The 16,049-nt window shown below is 69.2% G+C and carries 13 protein-coding genes; all 13 read right to left on the reverse strand.

The genetic code is table 11. From position 1 onward, the window contains the following. Nucleotides 1–8: 8 nt before the first annotated feature. The 13 genes from AC3WQY_RS19800 to mraZ are packed head-to-tail and all read right to left on the reverse strand — an operon-like array spanning nucleotide 9 to nucleotide 15,870. Nucleotides 9–1,001, reverse strand: coding sequence for a D-alanine--D-alanine ligase (locus AC3WQY_RS19800; protein WP_492710268.1), 993 nt, complete (start codon nucleotides 999–1,001; stop codon nucleotides 9–11). Next, nucleotides 998–2,404, reverse strand: a complete 1,407-nt coding sequence (gene murC / locus AC3WQY_RS19805) for a UDP-N-acetylmuramate--L-alanine ligase (protein WP_285233480.1) — start codon at nucleotides 2,402–2,404, stop codon at nucleotides 998–1,000. Before murC ends, AC3WQY_RS19800 begins: the two co-directional genes overlap by 4 nt. Beyond that, nucleotides 2,401–3,495 carry an undecaprenyldiphospho-muramoylpentapeptide beta-N-acetylglucosaminyltransferase gene (gene murG, locus AC3WQY_RS19810; protein WP_285233481.1) on the reverse strand — a complete coding sequence of 365 codons (1,095 nt, stop codon included), beginning with the start codon at nucleotides 3,493–3,495 and terminating at the stop codon, nucleotides 2,401–2,403. The genes murC and murG overlap by 4 nt, the downstream gene beginning before the upstream one ends. Continuing rightward, the gene (gene ftsW / locus AC3WQY_RS19815) at nucleotides 3,492–4,754 is read right to left on the reverse strand and encodes a putative lipid II flippase FtsW (protein ID WP_285233482.1); all 1,263 of its coding nucleotides are present in this window, start codon (nucleotides 4,752–4,754) and stop codon (nucleotides 3,492–3,494) included. The genes murG and ftsW overlap by 4 nt, the downstream gene beginning before the upstream one ends. Then, on the reverse strand, nucleotides 4,754–6,475 hold the full coding sequence (murD, locus tag AC3WQY_RS19820; protein WP_492710269.1) for a UDP-N-acetylmuramoyl-L-alanine--D-glutamate ligase: 1,722 nt from the start codon (nucleotides 6,473–6,475) through the stop codon (nucleotides 4,754–4,756). Before murD ends, ftsW begins: the two co-directional genes overlap by 1 nt. A 10-nt stretch (nucleotides 6,476–6,485) precedes the next feature. Continuing rightward, a complete protein-coding gene (gene mraY, locus AC3WQY_RS19825; RefSeq protein WP_285233484.1) occupies nucleotides 6,486–7,664 on the reverse strand; it encodes a phospho-N-acetylmuramoyl-pentapeptide-transferase in 1,179 nt (392 codons plus the stop codon). Continuing rightward, the gene (locus AC3WQY_RS19830) at nucleotides 7,654–9,075 is read right to left on the reverse strand and encodes a UDP-N-acetylmuramoyl-tripeptide--D-alanyl-D-alanine ligase (RefSeq protein WP_285233485.1); all 1,422 of its coding nucleotides are present in this window, start codon (nucleotides 9,073–9,075) and stop codon (nucleotides 7,654–7,656) included. The genes mraY and AC3WQY_RS19830 overlap by 11 nt, the downstream gene beginning before the upstream one ends. Then, nucleotides 9,072–10,583 (reverse strand): UDP-N-acetylmuramoyl-L-alanyl-D-glutamate--2,6-diaminopimelate ligase, encoded by a 1,512-nt coding sequence (locus AC3WQY_RS19835; RefSeq protein ID WP_285233486.1) that lies wholly within the window; start codon nucleotides 10,581–10,583, stop codon nucleotides 9,072–9,074. Before AC3WQY_RS19835 ends, AC3WQY_RS19830 begins: the two co-directional genes overlap by 4 nt. Further along, a complete protein-coding gene (locus AC3WQY_RS19840; RefSeq protein WP_492710270.1) occupies nucleotides 10,577–12,313 on the reverse strand; it encodes a peptidoglycan D,D-transpeptidase FtsI family protein in 1,737 nt (578 codons plus the stop codon). The genes AC3WQY_RS19835 and AC3WQY_RS19840 overlap by 7 nt, the downstream gene beginning before the upstream one ends. Beyond that, complete coding sequence (locus tag AC3WQY_RS19845; protein ID WP_492710285.1) at nucleotides 12,313–14,109, reverse strand: peptidoglycan D,D-transpeptidase FtsI family protein; 1,797 nt, start codon at nucleotides 14,107–14,109, stop codon at nucleotides 12,313–12,315. Before AC3WQY_RS19845 ends, AC3WQY_RS19840 begins: the two co-directional genes overlap by 1 nt. Further along, nucleotides 14,109–14,438, reverse strand: coding sequence for a cell division protein FtsL (ftsL, locus tag AC3WQY_RS19850; RefSeq protein ID WP_492710271.1), 330 nt, complete (start codon nucleotides 14,436–14,438; stop codon nucleotides 14,109–14,111). The genes AC3WQY_RS19845 and ftsL overlap by 1 nt, the downstream gene beginning before the upstream one ends. Continuing rightward, nucleotides 14,435–15,433, reverse strand: coding sequence for a 16S rRNA (cytosine(1402)-N(4))-methyltransferase RsmH (gene rsmH / locus AC3WQY_RS19855; RefSeq protein WP_492710286.1), 999 nt, complete (start codon nucleotides 15,431–15,433; stop codon nucleotides 14,435–14,437). The genes ftsL and rsmH overlap by 4 nt, the downstream gene beginning before the upstream one ends. Before the next feature lie 8 nt (nucleotides 15,434–15,441). Next, the gene (gene mraZ / locus AC3WQY_RS19860) at nucleotides 15,442–15,870 is read right to left on the reverse strand and encodes a division/cell wall cluster transcriptional repressor MraZ (protein WP_285233489.1); all 429 of its coding nucleotides are present in this window, start codon (nucleotides 15,868–15,870) and stop codon (nucleotides 15,442–15,444) included. Nucleotides 15,871–16,049 lie beyond the last annotated feature (179 nt).

The following is a 16,049-nucleotide window of genomic DNA, read 5'->3' on the forward strand; positions in this document are numbered from 1 at the left end:
GATGAGGGTCAGGTCTTGCTGCCGTGAATGTCGGGCACCCGGCCGTCCAGGCGCGCCTGGGCCAGCAGCCACAGGCACAGCTGCTCGTAGCTGATGCCGGCGGCCTTGGCCGACATCGGCACCAGCGAGTGCGAGGTCATGCCGGGCGAGGTGTTCATCTCCAGCAGGAACACCTGGCCATCGCTCTTGCGCAGCATCAGATCGGCGCGGCCCCAGCCGCGGCAGCCCAGCGAGCGGTAAGCCGCCAGCACGGTGGCGCGGATGGCGGCCTCCTGCTCGGCCGGCAGGGTGCCGATGTGGTACTGGGTGGTGTCGGTGAAGTACTTGTTCTGGTAGTCGTAGTTGCCGGCCACCGCCTCGATGCGTATCACCGGCAGCGCCACGGCGGTATCGCCCTCACCCAGCACCGGGCAGGTCAGCTCCCAGCCCTCGATGCATTCCTCGCAGAGGATCTCGTCGTCGTACTGGGCGGCGAGCTGCACCGCATCCATCATGTCCGAGTAGCCCACCGCCTTGGAGATGCCGATCGACGAACCCTCGTGCGGCGGCTTCACGAACACCGGCAGGCCCAGCTCGTCGGGCACGCTGCGCACGCGCTCGCGGCTCAGCTCATCGCGGCGCAGCTTCAGGTAGCGCGGCGTCGGCAGGCCGTCGGCGATCCACAGACGCTTGGTGGTGATCTTGTCCACCGCGATGCTGGAGGCCATCACGCCCGAGCCGGTGTAGGGAATGCCCAGCAACTCCAAGGCGCCCTGCACCGTGCCGTCTTCGCCATGGCGGCCATGCAGCGCAATGAAGACGCGCGCAAAGCCTTCGCTCTTGAGTTCGTGCAGGCCGCGCTCGGCGGGGTCGAAGGCGTGGGCATCCACGCCCTGCGAGCGCAGCGCCTGCAGCACGCCCGCGCCCGACATCAGCGAGACCTCGCGCTCCGCGGATTCGCCGCCCGTCAGCACGGCCACCTTGCCGAGCGCCTTGGGGTCGATATTCAGATCCAAGCTCATGGCCGGACCTCCTTCGTGGTCAACAGTTCAACCGTGCGTGCCGGCACGGACCCGATCGTGCCCGCCCCCATCACGATCACCACATCGCCGTCGCGGGTAGCGTCGGCAATTGCTTGCGGCAGCGCCGCGATGTCTGGAACCAAGGTCGCCAGCGGCAGCGCAGCCTGCAATGCCGCTGCGTCTGCGCCTTGAATCGGCGCCTCGCCGGCCGCATACACCTCGGTCAGCAGCACCGCATCAAAACCGCCCATCACGCGCACGAAGTCCGCAAAGCAGTCGCGCGTGCGGGTGTAGCGGTGCGGCTGGAAGGCCAGCAGCAGGCGCTGACCGGGGAAGGCACCGCGCGCGGCCGAGAGCACCGCCGCCATCTCCACCGGGTGGTGGCCGTAGTCGTCGATCAGGCTGAAACGGCCGCCATCGGCGGCGGGCAGCTCTCCATAACGCTGGAAGCGCCGGCCCACGCCGCCGAACTTGGCCAGCGCCGTCAGCATCGCCGCATCCGGCAGCTCCAGCTCGGTGGCCACCGCGATCGCGGCCAGCGCGTTCAGCACATTGTGCTGGCCGGCCAGGTTCAGGGTGACGTCCAGCGCCGGCATCTCCCCCTTCTCATCCCGGCGCAGCACCGTGAAGCGCATCTGCCCACCGGCCAGGGCCTGCACATTCACCGCGCGCACCTGGTTGTGCTCGCCCAGGCCGTAGCTGACGATAGGCCGCGAGACCATCGGCATGATGGAGCGCACGCCCTCGTCGTCGCCGCACAGCACCGCCGCGCCATAGAAGGGCATGCGGTGCAGGAAGTCGACAAAGGCCTGCTTCAGGCGGCCGAGGTCATGGCCATAGGTGTCCATGTGGTCGGCGTCGATATTGGTGACGACGGCCAGCACCGGCAGCAGGTTCAGGAAGGAGGCGTCGGACTCGTCCGCCTCCACCACGATGTAGTCGCCCTGGCCCAGCGCCGAGTTGGCGCCGGCGCTGTTGAGCTTGCCGCCGATCACGAAGGTGGGGTCCACGCCGGCCTCGGCCAGCACCGTGGTGACCAGCGAGGTGGTGGTCGTCTTGCCATGCGTGCCGGCGATCGCGATGCCCTGCTTCAGCCGCATCAGTTCGGCCAGCATGACGGCGCGCTGTACCACCGGGATGCGCGCGGCGCGCGCGGCGATCACCTCGGGGTTGTCGGCCTTCACCGCGGTGGAGGTCACCACCGCCTGTGCGCCGGCGATATGCGCGGCGGCATGGCCGATATGGATCTGCAGGCCCAGCTGTGCCAGGCGCTGCGTGGTGGCGCTCGCGCTCTGGTCCGAGCCCGACACGGTGTAGCCGAGGTTGTGCAGGATCTCGGCAATGCCGCTCATACCGGCGCCACCGATGCCCACGAAGTGAATGTGCTTGACGGCGTGCTTCATGAGGGCTTCACCAGGGATTCGAGTTCGTCGGCCACACGCGAGGCCGCACGCGGGCGGGCCAGCGCGCGCGCGCGCTGCGCCATCGCCAGCAAGCCCTCGCGGCTCAGGCCGCTCAGCAATTCATGCAGCTTGGCCGGCGTCAGCTCCTGCTGCGGCAGATGCAGGGCCGCCTCGTGCTGGGCCATGAAGCGGGCGTTGTCGCGCTGGTGCGAGGTGGTCGACACCACCAGCGGCACCAGCAGCGCCGGCACGCCGGCGGCGCAGAGTTCGCTCACCGTGACCGCGCCGGCGCGGCCGATGATGAGGTCGCAGTCCGCCAGCCGCGTGGCCATGTCGTCGATGAAGGGCAGCAGCTCCGCCCTTTCATCCAAGGCAATGCCAGCGGCCTGGTAGGCCGCCTGCACGCTGGAGAAATTGGCGGCGCCGGTCTGGTGCGTGACGCTGGGGCGTTGCTCGGCGGGCCACAGTGCCAGCGCCTTGGGCAGCACCTCGTTGATGGCGCGCGCGCCCAGCGAGCCGCCCACCACCAGCACGCGCAAGGGGCCGGTGCGGCCGGCAAAGCGCTGGGCCGGATCGGCGATCGCCTCGATCTCGGCGCGCACCGGATTGCCGGTGACCACCGCCTTGGGCGTGGAGGCCGCGGCGGCGCCGTCAAAACCGAAGGCGATGCGGCGCGCAAAGGCCTTGAGCCCGCGGTTGGAGAGCAGCATGGCCGCGTCGGCATTCACCAGCATCAGCGGCTTGCGCATCAGCCAGGCCATCAGGCCGCCGGGCAGGCAGACATAGCCGCCCATGCCCAGCACCGCGTCGGCGCTGCGCGTGCCGAACACGGTGCGCGCCTGCACAAAGGCGCGCGCGAACTTGAACAGGCCCGTGAGGGCATGCGCGAAGCCCTTGCCGCGCATGCCGGCGAAGGCCAGGCGGTCCAGCGGCAGGCCGGCGGCCGGCACCAGCTTGTTCTCCATGCCGGTCTCGGTGCCCATCCAGCTCACGCTCCAGCCGCGGCGCTTCATCTCCTCGGCCACCGCCAGGCCCGGGATGATGTGGCCGCCGGTGCCGGCCGCCATGATGACGAGGTGGCGCGTGCTCATGCCCGGCCTCCGCGCATCAGCTGTCTGTTCTCGATGTCGATGCGCAGCACGATGGCGATCGACACACAGTTCATCAGGATCGCCGAGCCGCCAAAGCTCAAGAGCGGCAGCGTCAGGCCCTTGGTGGGCAGCGCGCCCAGGTTCACGCCCATATTGATGAAGCCCTGGGCCGCCATCCAGATGCCGATGCCCTGGGCATAGAGGCCGGCGAACACGCGGTCCAGCGCGATCGCCTGGCGGCCGATGTGAAAGAGCCGGCGCGAGAGCCAGAAGAAACCGATGATGACCAGGGCCACGCCCACGAAGCCCAGCTCCTCGCCGATCACCGCCAGCAGGAAGTCGGTATGCGCCTCGGGCAGGTAATGCAGCTTCTCCAGGCTGGAGCCCAGGCCCTGGCCGAAGAACTCGCCGCGGCCGAAGGCGATCAGCGAATGCGTCAGCTGGTAGGCCTTGCCCTGCGCGTACTTCTCGTCCCAGGGGTTGAGGTAGGCAAAGATGCGTTCGCGGCGGAATTCGCTGAAGGTGATCATCAGCACGAAGGCCCCCACCAGCACCGCCACGATGAGGAAGAACATGCGGCCGTTCACGCCGCCCAGGAACAGGATGCCCATCGCGATCGCCGCGATCACCATGAAGGCGCCCATGTCCGGCTCGGCCAGCAAGAGCACCCCCACCACGCCCAGCGCCACCACCATGGGCCAGACGGCCTGGAAGAAGTTCTCCTTCACATCCATCTTGCGCACCATATAGCTGGCCGCGTACATCGCGATCGCCAGCTTGGTGAGCTCGGAGGGCTGGAAGTTCATCACGCCCAGCGGGATCCAGCGCCGCGCGCCATAGACCACCTTGCCCAGGCCGGGGATCAGCACCGCGATCAGCATCACCAGCGAGATCACGAAGATCCAGGGCGCCCAGCGCTCCCAGCTCGCCACCGGCACCTGCACGGTGATCAGCGCGGCCACCAGGCCGAAGCCGATCGCCACCATATGGCGGGTGAGGAAATGCGTCGGCAGGTATTTGGCGAAGCGCGGGTTGTCCGGCATCGCGATCGAGGCCGAATAGACCATCAGCAGGCCCAGGGCCATCAGCGCCAGCACCACCCACACCAGGGTGACGTCAAAGCCCTGGATGCGGGTGGGCTGGCCGGCCGAGGTCGACACCCAGTCGCGCACCGGCACATCGGCGGCACTCGCCTCGCTCTTGGCGAACAGGCCGCGCAGGCGCTCCGCCAGGTTCTTCAGGCCCAGGGTCTCGCTCATCAGCTGAGCCCCCCGTCGTTGGCCAGCTCATGCACCTGGGCCACGAACACCTCGGCACGGTGGCCGTAGTTGCGGAACATGTCCAGGCTGGCGCAGGCCGGGCTCAGCAGCACGCTGTCGCCGCTGTGCGCCTGCTGCAGGCACCAGCTGGTGGCGGCCTCCAGCGTGGCGTGGCGCTGCATCGGTAGCTGGCTGTCTTGCAAGGCAGCCTCGATCTGCGCCGCGTCGCGGCCGATCAGGGCCACCGCGCGTCCATGGCGCGCCACGCCCTCGCGCAGCGGGGAAAAATCCTGGCCCTTGCCGTCGCCGCCCAGGATCAGCACCAGCTTGGCGGGTGCGCGGTCGGCGCCCAGGCCGTTGATGGCCGCCACCGTGGCGCCGACATTGGTGCCCTTGGAATCGTCATAGAAATCCACGCCGCGGATGCTGGCCACGTACTCGACGCGGTGCGGCTCGCCGCGGTAGTCGCGCAAGCCATGCAGCATCGGCGCCAGCTCGCAGCCGGCCGCGCTGGCCAGGGCCAGGGCCGCCAGCGCATTGGCGGCGTTGTGGCGGCCGCGCACGCGCAGCGCGTCGGCGGGCATCAGGCGCTGCAGGATGATCTCCTCCGCGTCCTCATCCTTGCGGCGCTTGAGGGTCTCGTCGACCTCGCGCGCGCGCACCAGCCAGGCCATGCCGCCCTCGCTGACCAGGCCATAGTCGCCCGGATGATCGGGCGCGTTCAGGCCGAAGCGCAGCACGGTGCGCGACTGCAGCTTGGCGGCGCGGCCGCGCCCTTGCTTGACCAGCACCGGCGCCGGCACCATCGCCTCCACCAGGGCGTCATCGCGGTTGATCACCATCAGCGTGTGCTCGCCAAAGACACGCGCCTTGGCGCGCGCATAGGCGGCCATGTCGCCATGCCAGTCGAGATGGTCCTGGGTGATGTTGAGCACCGCCGCGGCGGTGGGCTCGAAGCCCTGCACGCTGTCGAGCTGGAAGCTGGAGAGCTCCAGCACCCAGACCTCGGGCAGGTGCTCGAACACCGGACCCTTGGGCGGCGGCGGCTTGATCGGCAGGGGCTGCTCGTCCAGCAGCGCATCCACCTCGTCCAGGGTGGACAACTCCACTATGGGCTCGGGCTGAGCCTCCGGGGTTTCATCGGCCACCGGGGTCAGGTCTTGCGCCTCTACGGGCGCCTCCACCAGCTCTGCAGGCAACTCGGCCGGTTCCAGGTCCAGCGCCTGCGCCAGCGTGGTCAGCATGCTGGGGCCGATATTGCCGGCCACCGCCACGCGCTTGCCGGCGCGCTCGGCCAGCAAGGCCGTCATGCAGGTGGTGGTGGTCTTGCCATTGGTGCCGGTGATGGCCAGCACCGCGGGCGCGTAACGGCGCTCGGCCTTGAGATCGGCGAGGGCGCGGGCAAACAGGTCCAGCTCGCCCTGCACCGGGATGCCGGTGGCGCGTGCCAGGTTCAAGAGCGGCTGCAGGCGCGCATCCAGCGGCGACAGGCCCGGGCTCTTCAGCACCAGTTGCACACCCGCCAGCGCCGACTCCGGCAGCTCGCCGTGGAAGAACTCGACGGCCGGCAGCTGCTCGCGCAGCGTCGCCAGTTGCGGCGGCTGCGCGCGCGAGTCCCACACCGCGGCCGTGGCGCCGTAGCGCAGGGCCCAGGCGGCCATGGCCAGGCCGGAGTCGCCCAGCCCCAGCACCAGCACCTTGAGTCCCATCAGCTGCTTCATCGTGCCATCCTCAGCGCAGCTTCAGGCTGGCCAGGCCGATCAGGCACAGCAGCATGGTGATGATCCAGAAGCGCACCACCACCTGGGTCTCTTTCCAGCCCGACTTTTCGAAATGGTGGTGCAGCGGCGCCATCTTGAAGATGCGCCGACCGGTGCCGGTCTTCTTCTTGGTGTATTTGAACCAGCTCACCTGGATCATCACCGACAGCACCTCGGCGACGAACACGCCGCCCATGATGCCCAGCACGATTTCCTGGCGCGTGATGACCGCCAGCGTGCCCAGCGCGCCGCCCAGCGAGAGCGCGCCCACATCGCCCATGAAGACCTGGGCCGGATGGGTGTTGAACCAGAGGAAGGCAAGACCTGCCCCCGCCATCGCCGCGCAGAAGATCATCAGCTCGCCGGCGCCGGGGATGTAGGGAAAGATCAGGTACTTGCTGTAGACCGAGGAGCCGGTGACGTAGGCGAACACGCCCAGCGCCGAGCCCACCATCACCACCGGCATGATGGCCAGGCCGTCCAGGCCGTCGGTGAAGTTCACCGCATTGCTGGTGCCGACGATGACGAAGAAGGACAGCGCGATGAAGCCGAACACGCCCAGCGGGTAGCTGACCGTCTTGAAGAAGGGCAGCATCAGGTCGGCCTTGGGCGGCAGCTCGGTGGAGAAGCCGCTCGTGACCCAGCGGAAGAACAGCTCCACCACGCCCAGGAAGGAGGTCTCGGACACGCTGAAGGCCAGGTAGAGCGCCGCCACCAGGCCGATCAGCGATTGCCAGAAGAACTTCTCGCGGCTGCTCATGCCCTCGGGGTTCTTGTCGACGACCTTGCGCCAGTCATCCACCCAGCCGATCGCGCCAAAGCCCATCGTCACCAGCATCACCACCCAGACGAAGCGGTTGCTCCAGTCGAACCACAGGAGCGTGGACACGCCGATGCCGATCAGGATCAGCACCCCGCCCATGGTGGGCGTGCCGCTCTTGGCCAGATGTTGTTGCACGCCGTATTCGCGGATCGGCTGGCCGATCTTCATTTCGGTCAGGCGGCGTATCACCCAGGGGCCGAAGGCCAGGCCGATCAGCAGCGAGGTCATCGCCGCCATCACCGCACGGAAGGTGATGTACTGGAACACGCGCAGAAAGCCGAGGTCCGGATACAGGCCTTGCAACCATTGGGCCAGACTAAGCAGCATGGGCGCCCCCATCCTTTTGCAGCGCCGCGACCACGCGTTCCATCTTCATGAATCTCGATCCTTTGACGAGCACGTTCTGAACCTGGGGCGCCTGCTCAAGGGCCGCCACCAACTCGTCCACTGACTTGAAATGTCTGGCGGCGACGCCATAGGCGCGCGCCGTGTCGGCCGCCGCCTCGCCCACGGTCCACAGCGCCGCGATGCCGCGCTCGGCCGCGTAGGCGCCCACCTCGCCGTGGAAGGCCGGGCCCTCGTTGCCCACCTCGCCCATATCGCCCAGCACCAGCCAGGACAGGCCCGGCAGATCGGCCAGCACGTCGATGGCGGCGCGCACGCTGTCGGGGTTGGCGTTGTAGCTGTCGTCGATCAGGGTCAGGCGCCGGCCCTGGCGCTCCAGCTGCTGCAGCTGCGAGCGGCCCTTGACGGGGCGGAAGTCTTCCAGGCCGCGCACCACCGCGGCCAGCGGCGCACCGGCGGCCAGCGCGCAGGCGGCCGCCGCCAGGGCGTTGCGCACGTTGTGCAGACCGGCCACCGAGAGCGCCACCGGCGCATCGCCGGCCGGCGTGTGCAGCTCCAGCGCCCAATGCCCGGCATCCACCCAGGCGGCGCGCCCCATCACATCGGCCTGGCCCTGCAGCGCAAAGCTGAGGTGGCCGCGCGTGCCGGCGAGCCGATGCCAGATCGGTGCGCAGGCGTCCTCGGCCGGGAACACTGCCACACCGGCGGCGCCCAGGGCCTCGATGACGGCGCCGTTCTCGCGCGCCGCCGCCTCCACCGTCTGCAGAAACTCCTGGTGCTCGCGCTGCGCGTTGTTGACCAGGGCCACGGTGGGCTGGGTCATCGCGGCCAGCGGCGCGATCTCGCCCGGGTGGTTCATGCCCAGCTCGATCACCGCGGCGCGGTGCCAATGGGCCAGGTCCTGGCGCAGGCGCAAAAGCGTCAGCGGCACGCCGATCTCGTTGTTGTAGTTGCCCTCGGTGGCGAGCGCCGCCGTGCCCAGCCAGGCGCGCAGGATGCTCGCAATCATCTGGGTCACGGTGGTCTTGCCATTGCTGCCGGTGACGGCGATCACCGGCAGATGGCATTGCGCGCGCCAGGCACTGGCCAGCGCACCCAGCGCCTTGAGGCTGTCGGGCACCTCGATGCCGGGCAGGCCGGCGGCCTGATCGGCATCGAGGCCGCGCTCCGCCAGGGCCGCGACGGCGCCCGCCGCCCTGGCCTGGGCCAGGAAGTCGTGCGCATCGAAGCGCTCGCCGCGCAGCGCCACGAAGAAGTCGCCCGCCTGCAGGCTGCGCGTGTCGCTGTGCACGCGCAGGATGGCCAGCTCCGGGTCGCCCAGCAGGCGCGCCGCTGGCACGGCGGGCAGCAGCAGCGCGTGCAGCTGGCCGAGCGTGAAGTTGTTGTGGCTCACAGTCCGGCCCTCCGGATCAGGGCGGCACGGCCTTCGTCCACATCGGAGAAGGGCAGGCGCTGGCCCATGATTTCCTGATAGTCCTCGTGGCCCTTGCCGGCCACCAGCAGCACGTCGCGGCTGCCGGCCTCCAGCACCGCGCGCTGGATGGCTTCGCGGCGGTCGGCCAGCACCAGGCGCGGCGCGGCCGCATCCAGGCCCGCCTCGATGTCGGCCAGCACCTGCTCGGGCGCCTCGCCGCGCGGGTTGTCGCTGGTGATGACGACGCGCTGGGCCAGCCTGGCGGCGATCGCGCCCATCAGCGGGCGCTTGCTGCGGTCGCGGTCGCCGCCGCAGCCGAACACGCAGTGCAGCTGGCCGCCGCGCGCCGCGGCCAGCGGGGCGAGCGCTTCCAGCGCCTTCTGCAGCGCATCGGGCGTGTGGGCATAGTCCACCACCAGCTCGGGCAGCTCGCGGCCATTGCCGACGCGCTGCATGCGGCCGGGCACGGGGGTGACGAGGGCCGCCACGCGGGCCACATCGGCCAGGCCGTGACCGAGTGCGCGCAGGCCACCGATCACCGACAGCAGGTTGGAGATGTTGTACTCGCCGATCAGGCCGGTCTCGACCAGCAGCTCTTCGGTCCCTTCCTTCAGGGTGAAGGCCAGGCCAGCGGCGCGGTAGTGCAGCGCATGGGCCGAGAGGCGCGCATCGCTGCGGTTCAGGCCATAGCTCCAGACGTCCAGCTTGCCGGTCAGCTCCTTGGCCAGTTCGGCACCCTTGGCATCGTCGAGGTTCAGCACCGCGGCCTGCAGGCCCGGCCAGTCGAACAGCTCGCGCTTGGCGGCCCAGTAGGCGTCCATGCTGCCGTGGTAGTCCAGATGGTCCTGGGTGAAGTTGGTGAACAGGGCCACGCGCAGCTGGGTGCCGGCGAGGCGGTGCTCCTTGATGCCGATCGAGGAGGCCTCGATCGCGCAGGCCGCATAGCCCTGCCCCGCCATGCGCTTGAAGGCCGCCTGCAGCAGCACGGGGTCAGGTGTTGTCAGGCCGGTGTAGCTGATGTCGGCGGGCTTGCCGCTGCCCGCGCTGCCCGGGATGGGCGGCTCGCCCACCCCCAGCGTGCCCACCACGCCGCAGCGCTGGCCCAGCAGGCTCAGGGCCTGGGCCGTCCACCAGGCTGTGGAGGTCTTGCCATTCGTGCCGGTGGTGGCAATCACCGCCAGCTGCTTGCTGGGCTCGCCGTAGTAGGCGGCGGCGATCAGGCCGGTCTTGGCCTTCAGCCCGGCCAGCGAGGCCACGCGCGCATCGGTGAAGCCGTAGGCGTCGACGCCCTCCTCCTCCACCAGGCAGGTGGCGGCGCCGGCGGCGATGGCAGCGGCCACATAGCCGCGGCCGTCCTTGGCATAGCCAGGCCAGGCGATGAAGGCATCGCCGGCCGCCACCGCGCGGCTGTCGGTGCGCAGCGCGCCGGTGGTCCATTCCTGCAGCCAGCGGGCCGCGGCTTCGGGTGATTTGAGTCGGGTCAGCATGTCTTGTGGTCCTTGTTGCCGAGGCCGCAGGCCAGCAGTTCGGGCTTGGCGGGCGGCACATGCATCAGGCGCAGGCTTTGCGCCACCAGCTCGCTGAACACCGGCGCGGCCACATGGCCGCCGGCATGGCCGGCGATGCTGGGCTCGTCCACCATCACCGCGACGACGATGCGCGGCTGCTGGATCGGCGCCAGGCCCACGAACCAGGCGCGGTACTTGCTCTTGTCGTAGCCGCGGCCGACCTGCTTGTAGGCGGTGCCGGACTTGCCGCCCACCGCATAGCCGGCCACCTGGGCCTCGCGCGCGGTGCCGCCGGGCTCGGTGACGCTCTGCAGCATCTGGCGCAGCGTCTCGGCGGTCTGCGGCGAGAACACGCGCCGGCCCTGCACCGGGGCGCCGGCGGGCAGCTTCTGGATGCTCAGCGGCAGCAGCTCGCCGTCGTGCGCGAACACCGTGTAGGCATGGGCCAGCTGCAAGAGCGAGGCCGAGAGGCCGTAGCCATAGCTCATGGTGGCCTGCTCGACCGGCCGCCACTTCTGGTAGGGCCGCAGGCTGCCGGTGACGGCGCCGGGGAACTGGATCTGCGGGCGCTGGCCCAGGCCGATGGCGCTGTACAGCTCGTGCATCTCGCGCGGCGGCATTTGCAGCGCCATCTTGAGGGTGCCGATATTGCTGGAGTTCTTGATCACCTCGGCCACCGTCATCACGTCGGCCGGGTGCGCATCGCTGATGCGGTGGCCGGCCATGGTGATGAAACCGGGCGCGGTGACGATGCGGGTGGCGGGCGTGACGCGGCCCGACTCGATCGCCTGCGCGGCGATGAAGGGCTTCATGGTCGAGCCGGGCTCGAACACATCGGTGAGCGCGCGGTTGCGCAGCTGCTCGCCGCCGCGCTGCTTGCGCTCGTCCGGCTTGAAGCTGGGGTAGTTGGCCAGCGCCAGCACCTCGCCGCTGCGCGCATCCAGCACCACCGCGCTGCCCGCCTTGGCGCCATGCTTGGCCACCGCGTCGCGCAGGCGCTGGTAGGCGTAGTACTGGATCTTGGCGTCGATGGCCAGCTCGATGTCCTGGCCGTTGACCGCGTCGACATGGGCGCCCTGGTCCTCCACCACGCGGCCCAGGCGGTCGCGCAGCACGGCGCGCAGGCCGTCCCGGCCCTGCAGCGCGGATTCGAAGGCCAGCTCCAGGCCCTCCTGGCCGCGCTCGTCGGCATTCGTGAAGCCCACCACATGGGCGGCCGCCTCGCCCTCGGGATAGCGGCGTTGGTATTCGCGCTCCTGGAACACGCCCTTGAGCTTGAGGGCGCGCACCTGCTCGGCCATGCCGTCGTCGACCATGCGGCGCAACCACACGAAGCGGTGCGCGGGGTCCAGCTTGGCGTGCAGATCCGCGTCGCTCATGCCCAGCGCACGGGCCAGCGCGGCGCGCTGGGCGGCGTCGCCGTCCAGCTCCGACGGGATGGCCCAGAAGGAGGGCATGGCCACGCTGCTGGCCAGCACCTGGCCGCTGCGGTCGATCAGGCGGCCGCGGCTGGCGGGCAGCTCCTGCTTGTGCAGATAACGCGCCTCGCCCTGCTGCTGGAAGAAGGCATGGTCCACCGCCTGGACATAGGCGGCGCGCGCCAGCAGGCCGGTGAAGCCCAGGCCCACCAGCACGAGCAGAAAGCGCGAACGCCACAGCGGCGTGCGTGTGGCGAGCAGGGGGCTGTGGATGCGCGACGGGTGGGCCATCAGAAGCTCTCCTCCACCGCCTGCAGCTTGCCGCTGGCGACGATCTGCGGCTTCACCTCCAGATCGGGCGGCACGCCCAGCAGGCGCAGGCTCTGCGCCACCACCTGGCTGAACACCGGGCCGGCCACCGCGCCGCCGTAGTAGACGCCGTTGCTGGGCTCGTCCACCATCACCGCCACCACGATGCGCGGCTTGCTGATCGGTGCGATGCCGACAAACCAGGAGCGGTACTTGTGGCCGGCGTAGCTCTTGCCTTCCTGCTTGTGCGCGGTGCCGGACTTGCCGCCCACGCTGTAGCCGCTCACCATCGCCTGCGGCGCGGTGCCGCCGGGGCCGGCGGCCATCTGCAGCATCTCGCGCACCTGGGTCGCGGTCTTCTCGCTGAACACGCGGATGCCATGCACCGGCTCCTTGGCGGTCTGGTGCATCATCGAAATGGGGATCACCTCGCCGTCGCGCGCGAACACGGTGTAGGCGCGCGCCAGCTGCAGCAGCGAGGCCGAGAGCCCGTAGCCATAGCTCATGGTGGCCTGCTCGATCGGGCGCCAGCTCTTGTAGGGCCGCAGCTTGCCGGTCACCGTGCCGGGGAAGTTGATCTGCGGACGCTGGCCCAGGCCGATGGCGGTGAACATCTCGTGCATCTCGCGCGCCTGCATCTGCAGGGCCAGCTTGGTGATGCCGACGTTGGAGGATTTCTGGATCACCTCGGCGGCGGTGAGCACGCCATGCGGGTGGGCGTCGGTGATCACCGAGCCGGTCACCGTCATGCGGCCGGGCGCGGTGTCGATCGGGGTCTGGGGCGTGACGCGGCCGGTCTCCAGCGCCAGCGCCATCACCAGCGGCTTCATCGTCGAGCCGGGCTCGAACACATCGGTGAGCGCGCGGTTGCGCAGCTGCTCGCCGCTGAGGTTCTTGCGTTCGCCGGGGTTGTAGCTGGGGAAGTTGGCCAGCGCCAGCACCTCGCCGGTCTGCACGTCCAGCACCACCACCGAGCCGGCCTTGGCCTTGTGCTCGGCCACCGCATCGCGCACGCGCTGGTAGGCGAAGAACTGCACCTTGGCGTCGATGGAGAGATCGATGTCGCGGCCGTTGGCGGGCGGCACGCGCTCGCCCATGTCCTCGACCACGCGGCCCAGGCGGTCGCGCACCACGGCGCGCGAGCCATCGCGGCCCTGCAGATCCTTCTGGAAGGCCAGCTCGATGCCCTCCTGGCCCTTCTCTTCCAGATTGGTGAAGCCCACCACATGGGCGGCCGCCTCGCCCTCGGGATACTGGCGCTTGTACTCGCGATCCTGGAACACGCCCTTGAGATTGAGCGCCTTGATGCGGGCGGCGGTGTCGTCGTCGGCCTGGCGGCGCAGGAACACGAAGCGCGTGGCCGGGTCCAGCTGCTTTTCCAGTTGCTGCTGGCTGATGCCGAGGATCCTGGCAAGCTCGCGGCGCTTGGCCGGATCGCTGTCGACCTCCTTGGGGAAGGCCCAGATCGAGGGCACGGCCACGCTGCTGGCCAGCACCTGGCCGCTGCGGTCGTTGATGCGGCCGCGGCTGGCGGGCAGCTCCACGGTATGGGCGTAGCGCGCCTCGCCCTGGCGCTGGAAGAACTCCTCACCGATCACCTGGATGTAGGCGGCGCGCGCCAGCAGGCCGGCAAAGGCCAGGCCCACCAGGGCGACCAGAAAGCGCGAGCGCCAGGGCGGGGTCTTGGAGGCCAGCAGCGGGCTGGTGGAATAGCTCACGCTGCGCGTGTTGTGGGCGCGCGCGCCGCTGGCGGCGGCGGAGTTGCGCCTGAACTTCATCACTGCGTGCCTCCGGCGATGGCCGCCGAGGCGGCACGCGCCGTGCCACCGTCCAGCGCCTGGCCCGCGGTTTGCGTAGCGGTTTGCGTAATGGCCGGCGTGATCGCGCGCATGCGCAGGCGCTCGCGCGCCACCTGCTCGACGCGCAGATTGGTGGCCTGGGCATGGCGCTCGGCCTGCAGGCGCTGGTAATCGGCATCGAGGCGGCGCGCCTCGGTCTGGGCGCGGTCCAGTTCGGTGAACAGGCGGCGCGCCTCATAGGCGTTACGCACCATGTAGAGGCCCGACAGCAGCACCGCCAGCAGCAGCAGGAAGTTGATGCGGCTCACCGCTTCGCTCCCTTGCGCCTGGCGGCCTTGGCGTCCTGCGCCGGTGCGGGCTCGAGCGGCGCATCGGTGCGTTCGGCCACGCGCAGGATGGCCGAGCGCGAACGCGGGTTGGCGCGCACCTCGGTCTCGCTGGGCTTGATGCGGCCCAGCGCCGTCAGCGCCAGCGCCTTGGGTGCGGCGAACATGGCGCGCCGGTCCACCACTTCCTTGCTATGCGAGGCGATGAAGGTCTTGACGATGCGGTCTTCCAGCGAATGGAAGCTGATCACGCTGAGGCGCCCGCCGGGCAGCAGCATCTGCAGGGCCGCGTTCAGCCCCTGCTCGAGCTCTTCAAGCTCGGCGTTGACGTAAATCCGTAACGCTTGAAATGTGCGCGTTGCAGGGTCCTGGCCCGGTTCGCGGGTTTTGACTGCACCAGCCACGACTTGGGAAAGCTCGGCAGTGCTTCGAACAGCACTCCCGCTCTCCCGGCGAGCAACAAGCGCCTTTGCAATCTGTGCAGCAAACCGTTCTTCCCCATAGTCGCGTATGACCTCGGCAATTTGGCGCTCATCGGCACGCGCCAGGAAATCGGCGGCACTCTCGCCGCGCGTGGTGTCCATGCGCATGTCCAGCGGCCCCTCGAAGCGGAAGCTGAACCCGCGCGCGGGGTTGTCAATCTGCGGGCTCGACACGCCCAGGTCCAGCAGCACGCCGTGCACCCGCTGGATGCCCAGGGCCTCGAGCTGGGCGCGCATGTCGGCAAAAGGGGCGTGGCAGATAGAAAAACGCGGGTCCGTGACCCGCGTCTCGCCGGTGGTGGCCGCTGCGATGGCCTCGGGGTCGCGATCGATCGCGATCAACCTCCCCTGCGGCCCGAGCTTCTCCAGCAGCAGGCGCGAATGGCCGCCGCGGCCGAAGGTGCCGTCCACATAGATGCCGTTGGGATCGTTCAGCACCCCGTCCACGGTCTCGTGCAGCAGCACGGTGGTGTGCGAGAAGGCAGGCGTCGTCATCTCGCTCATCAGAAGCTGAAATCCTTGAGTGCGTCCGGCAGTTCGGACTGCATCACCTGGGCCTCGTGCGCCGCATAGGCGGCCGCGTCCCAGAGTTCGAAATGGCTGCCCATGCCCAGCAGCATCACGTCCTTCTGCAGCGCGGCACTGGCGCGCAACTCGGGCGCGATCAGGATGCGCGCCGCGCTGTCGATCTCGACGTCCTGGGCATTGCCCAGGAACACACGCTTCCAGCCCGAGGCCGACATCGGCAAGGCGGCGATGCGATCACGGAAGTTTTCCCAGGCCGGACGCGGGAACACCATCAGGCAGCCCTCGGGGTGCTTGGTGAGGGTGAGCTGGCCGGCGCACAGCGCCTGCAGCACCTCGCGGTGGCGTGTAGGGACGGACAAACGCCCCTTGGCGTCCATCGCCAAGGCACTCGCCCCTTGAAACACAAAATTCGCCACAGCGACCCACCAAATGACAGTTTTTCCCACTTTACTTACGCAACCGCCGCAGGTCAAGGCAAATCGCGTTTTTTCCCAATGAAATCAACTACTTAGAAACGATAGCTGCGAGAGCTCGCAAATAAAAGTTGTTCAAAAAGAAGGACTTGCAAACCTGTCTGCAAGTG

The sequence above is a fragment of the Roseateles sp. FW301-B2 genome (assembly GCF_058788955.1).

Bases quoted from the DNA above. Each gene is read 5' to 3' on its own strand.
- murD (WP_492710269.1), bottom strand. From the start codon at position 6,475: ATGAAGCAGCTGATGGGACTCAAGGTGCTGGTGCTGGGGCTGGGCGAC.
- murC (WP_285233480.1), bottom strand. From the start codon at position 2,404: ATGAAGCACGCCGTCAAGCACATTCACTTCGTGGGCATCGGTGGCGCC.
- mraY (WP_285233484.1), bottom strand. From the start codon at position 7,664: ATGCTGCTTAGTCTGGCCCAATGGTTGCAAGGCCTGTATCCGGACCTC.
- AC3WQY_RS19845 (WP_492710285.1), bottom strand. From the start codon at position 14,109: ATGAAGTTCAGGCGCAACTCCGCCGCCGCCAGCGGCGCGCGCGCCCAC.
- AC3WQY_RS19835 (WP_285233486.1), bottom strand. From the start codon at position 10,583: ATGCTGACCCGACTCAAATCACCCGAAGCCGCGGCCCGCTGGCTGCAG.
- murG (WP_285233481.1), bottom strand. From the start codon at position 3,495: ATGAGCACGCGCCACCTCGTCATCATGGCGGCCGGCACCGGCGGCCAC.
- AC3WQY_RS19840 (WP_492710270.1), bottom strand. From the start codon at position 12,313: ATGGCCCACCCGTCGCGCATCCACAGCCCCCTGCTCGCCACACGCACG.
- ftsW (WP_285233482.1), bottom strand. From the start codon at position 4,754: ATGAGCGAGACCCTGGGCCTGAAGAACCTGGCGGAGCGCCTGCGCGGC.
- rsmH (WP_492710286.1), bottom strand. From the start codon at position 15,433: ATGACGACGCCTGCCTTCTCGCACACCACCGTGCTGCTGCACGAGACC.
- AC3WQY_RS19800 (WP_492710268.1), bottom strand. From the start codon at position 1,001: ATGAGCTTGGATCTGAATATCGACCCCAAGGCGCTCGGCAAGGTGGCC.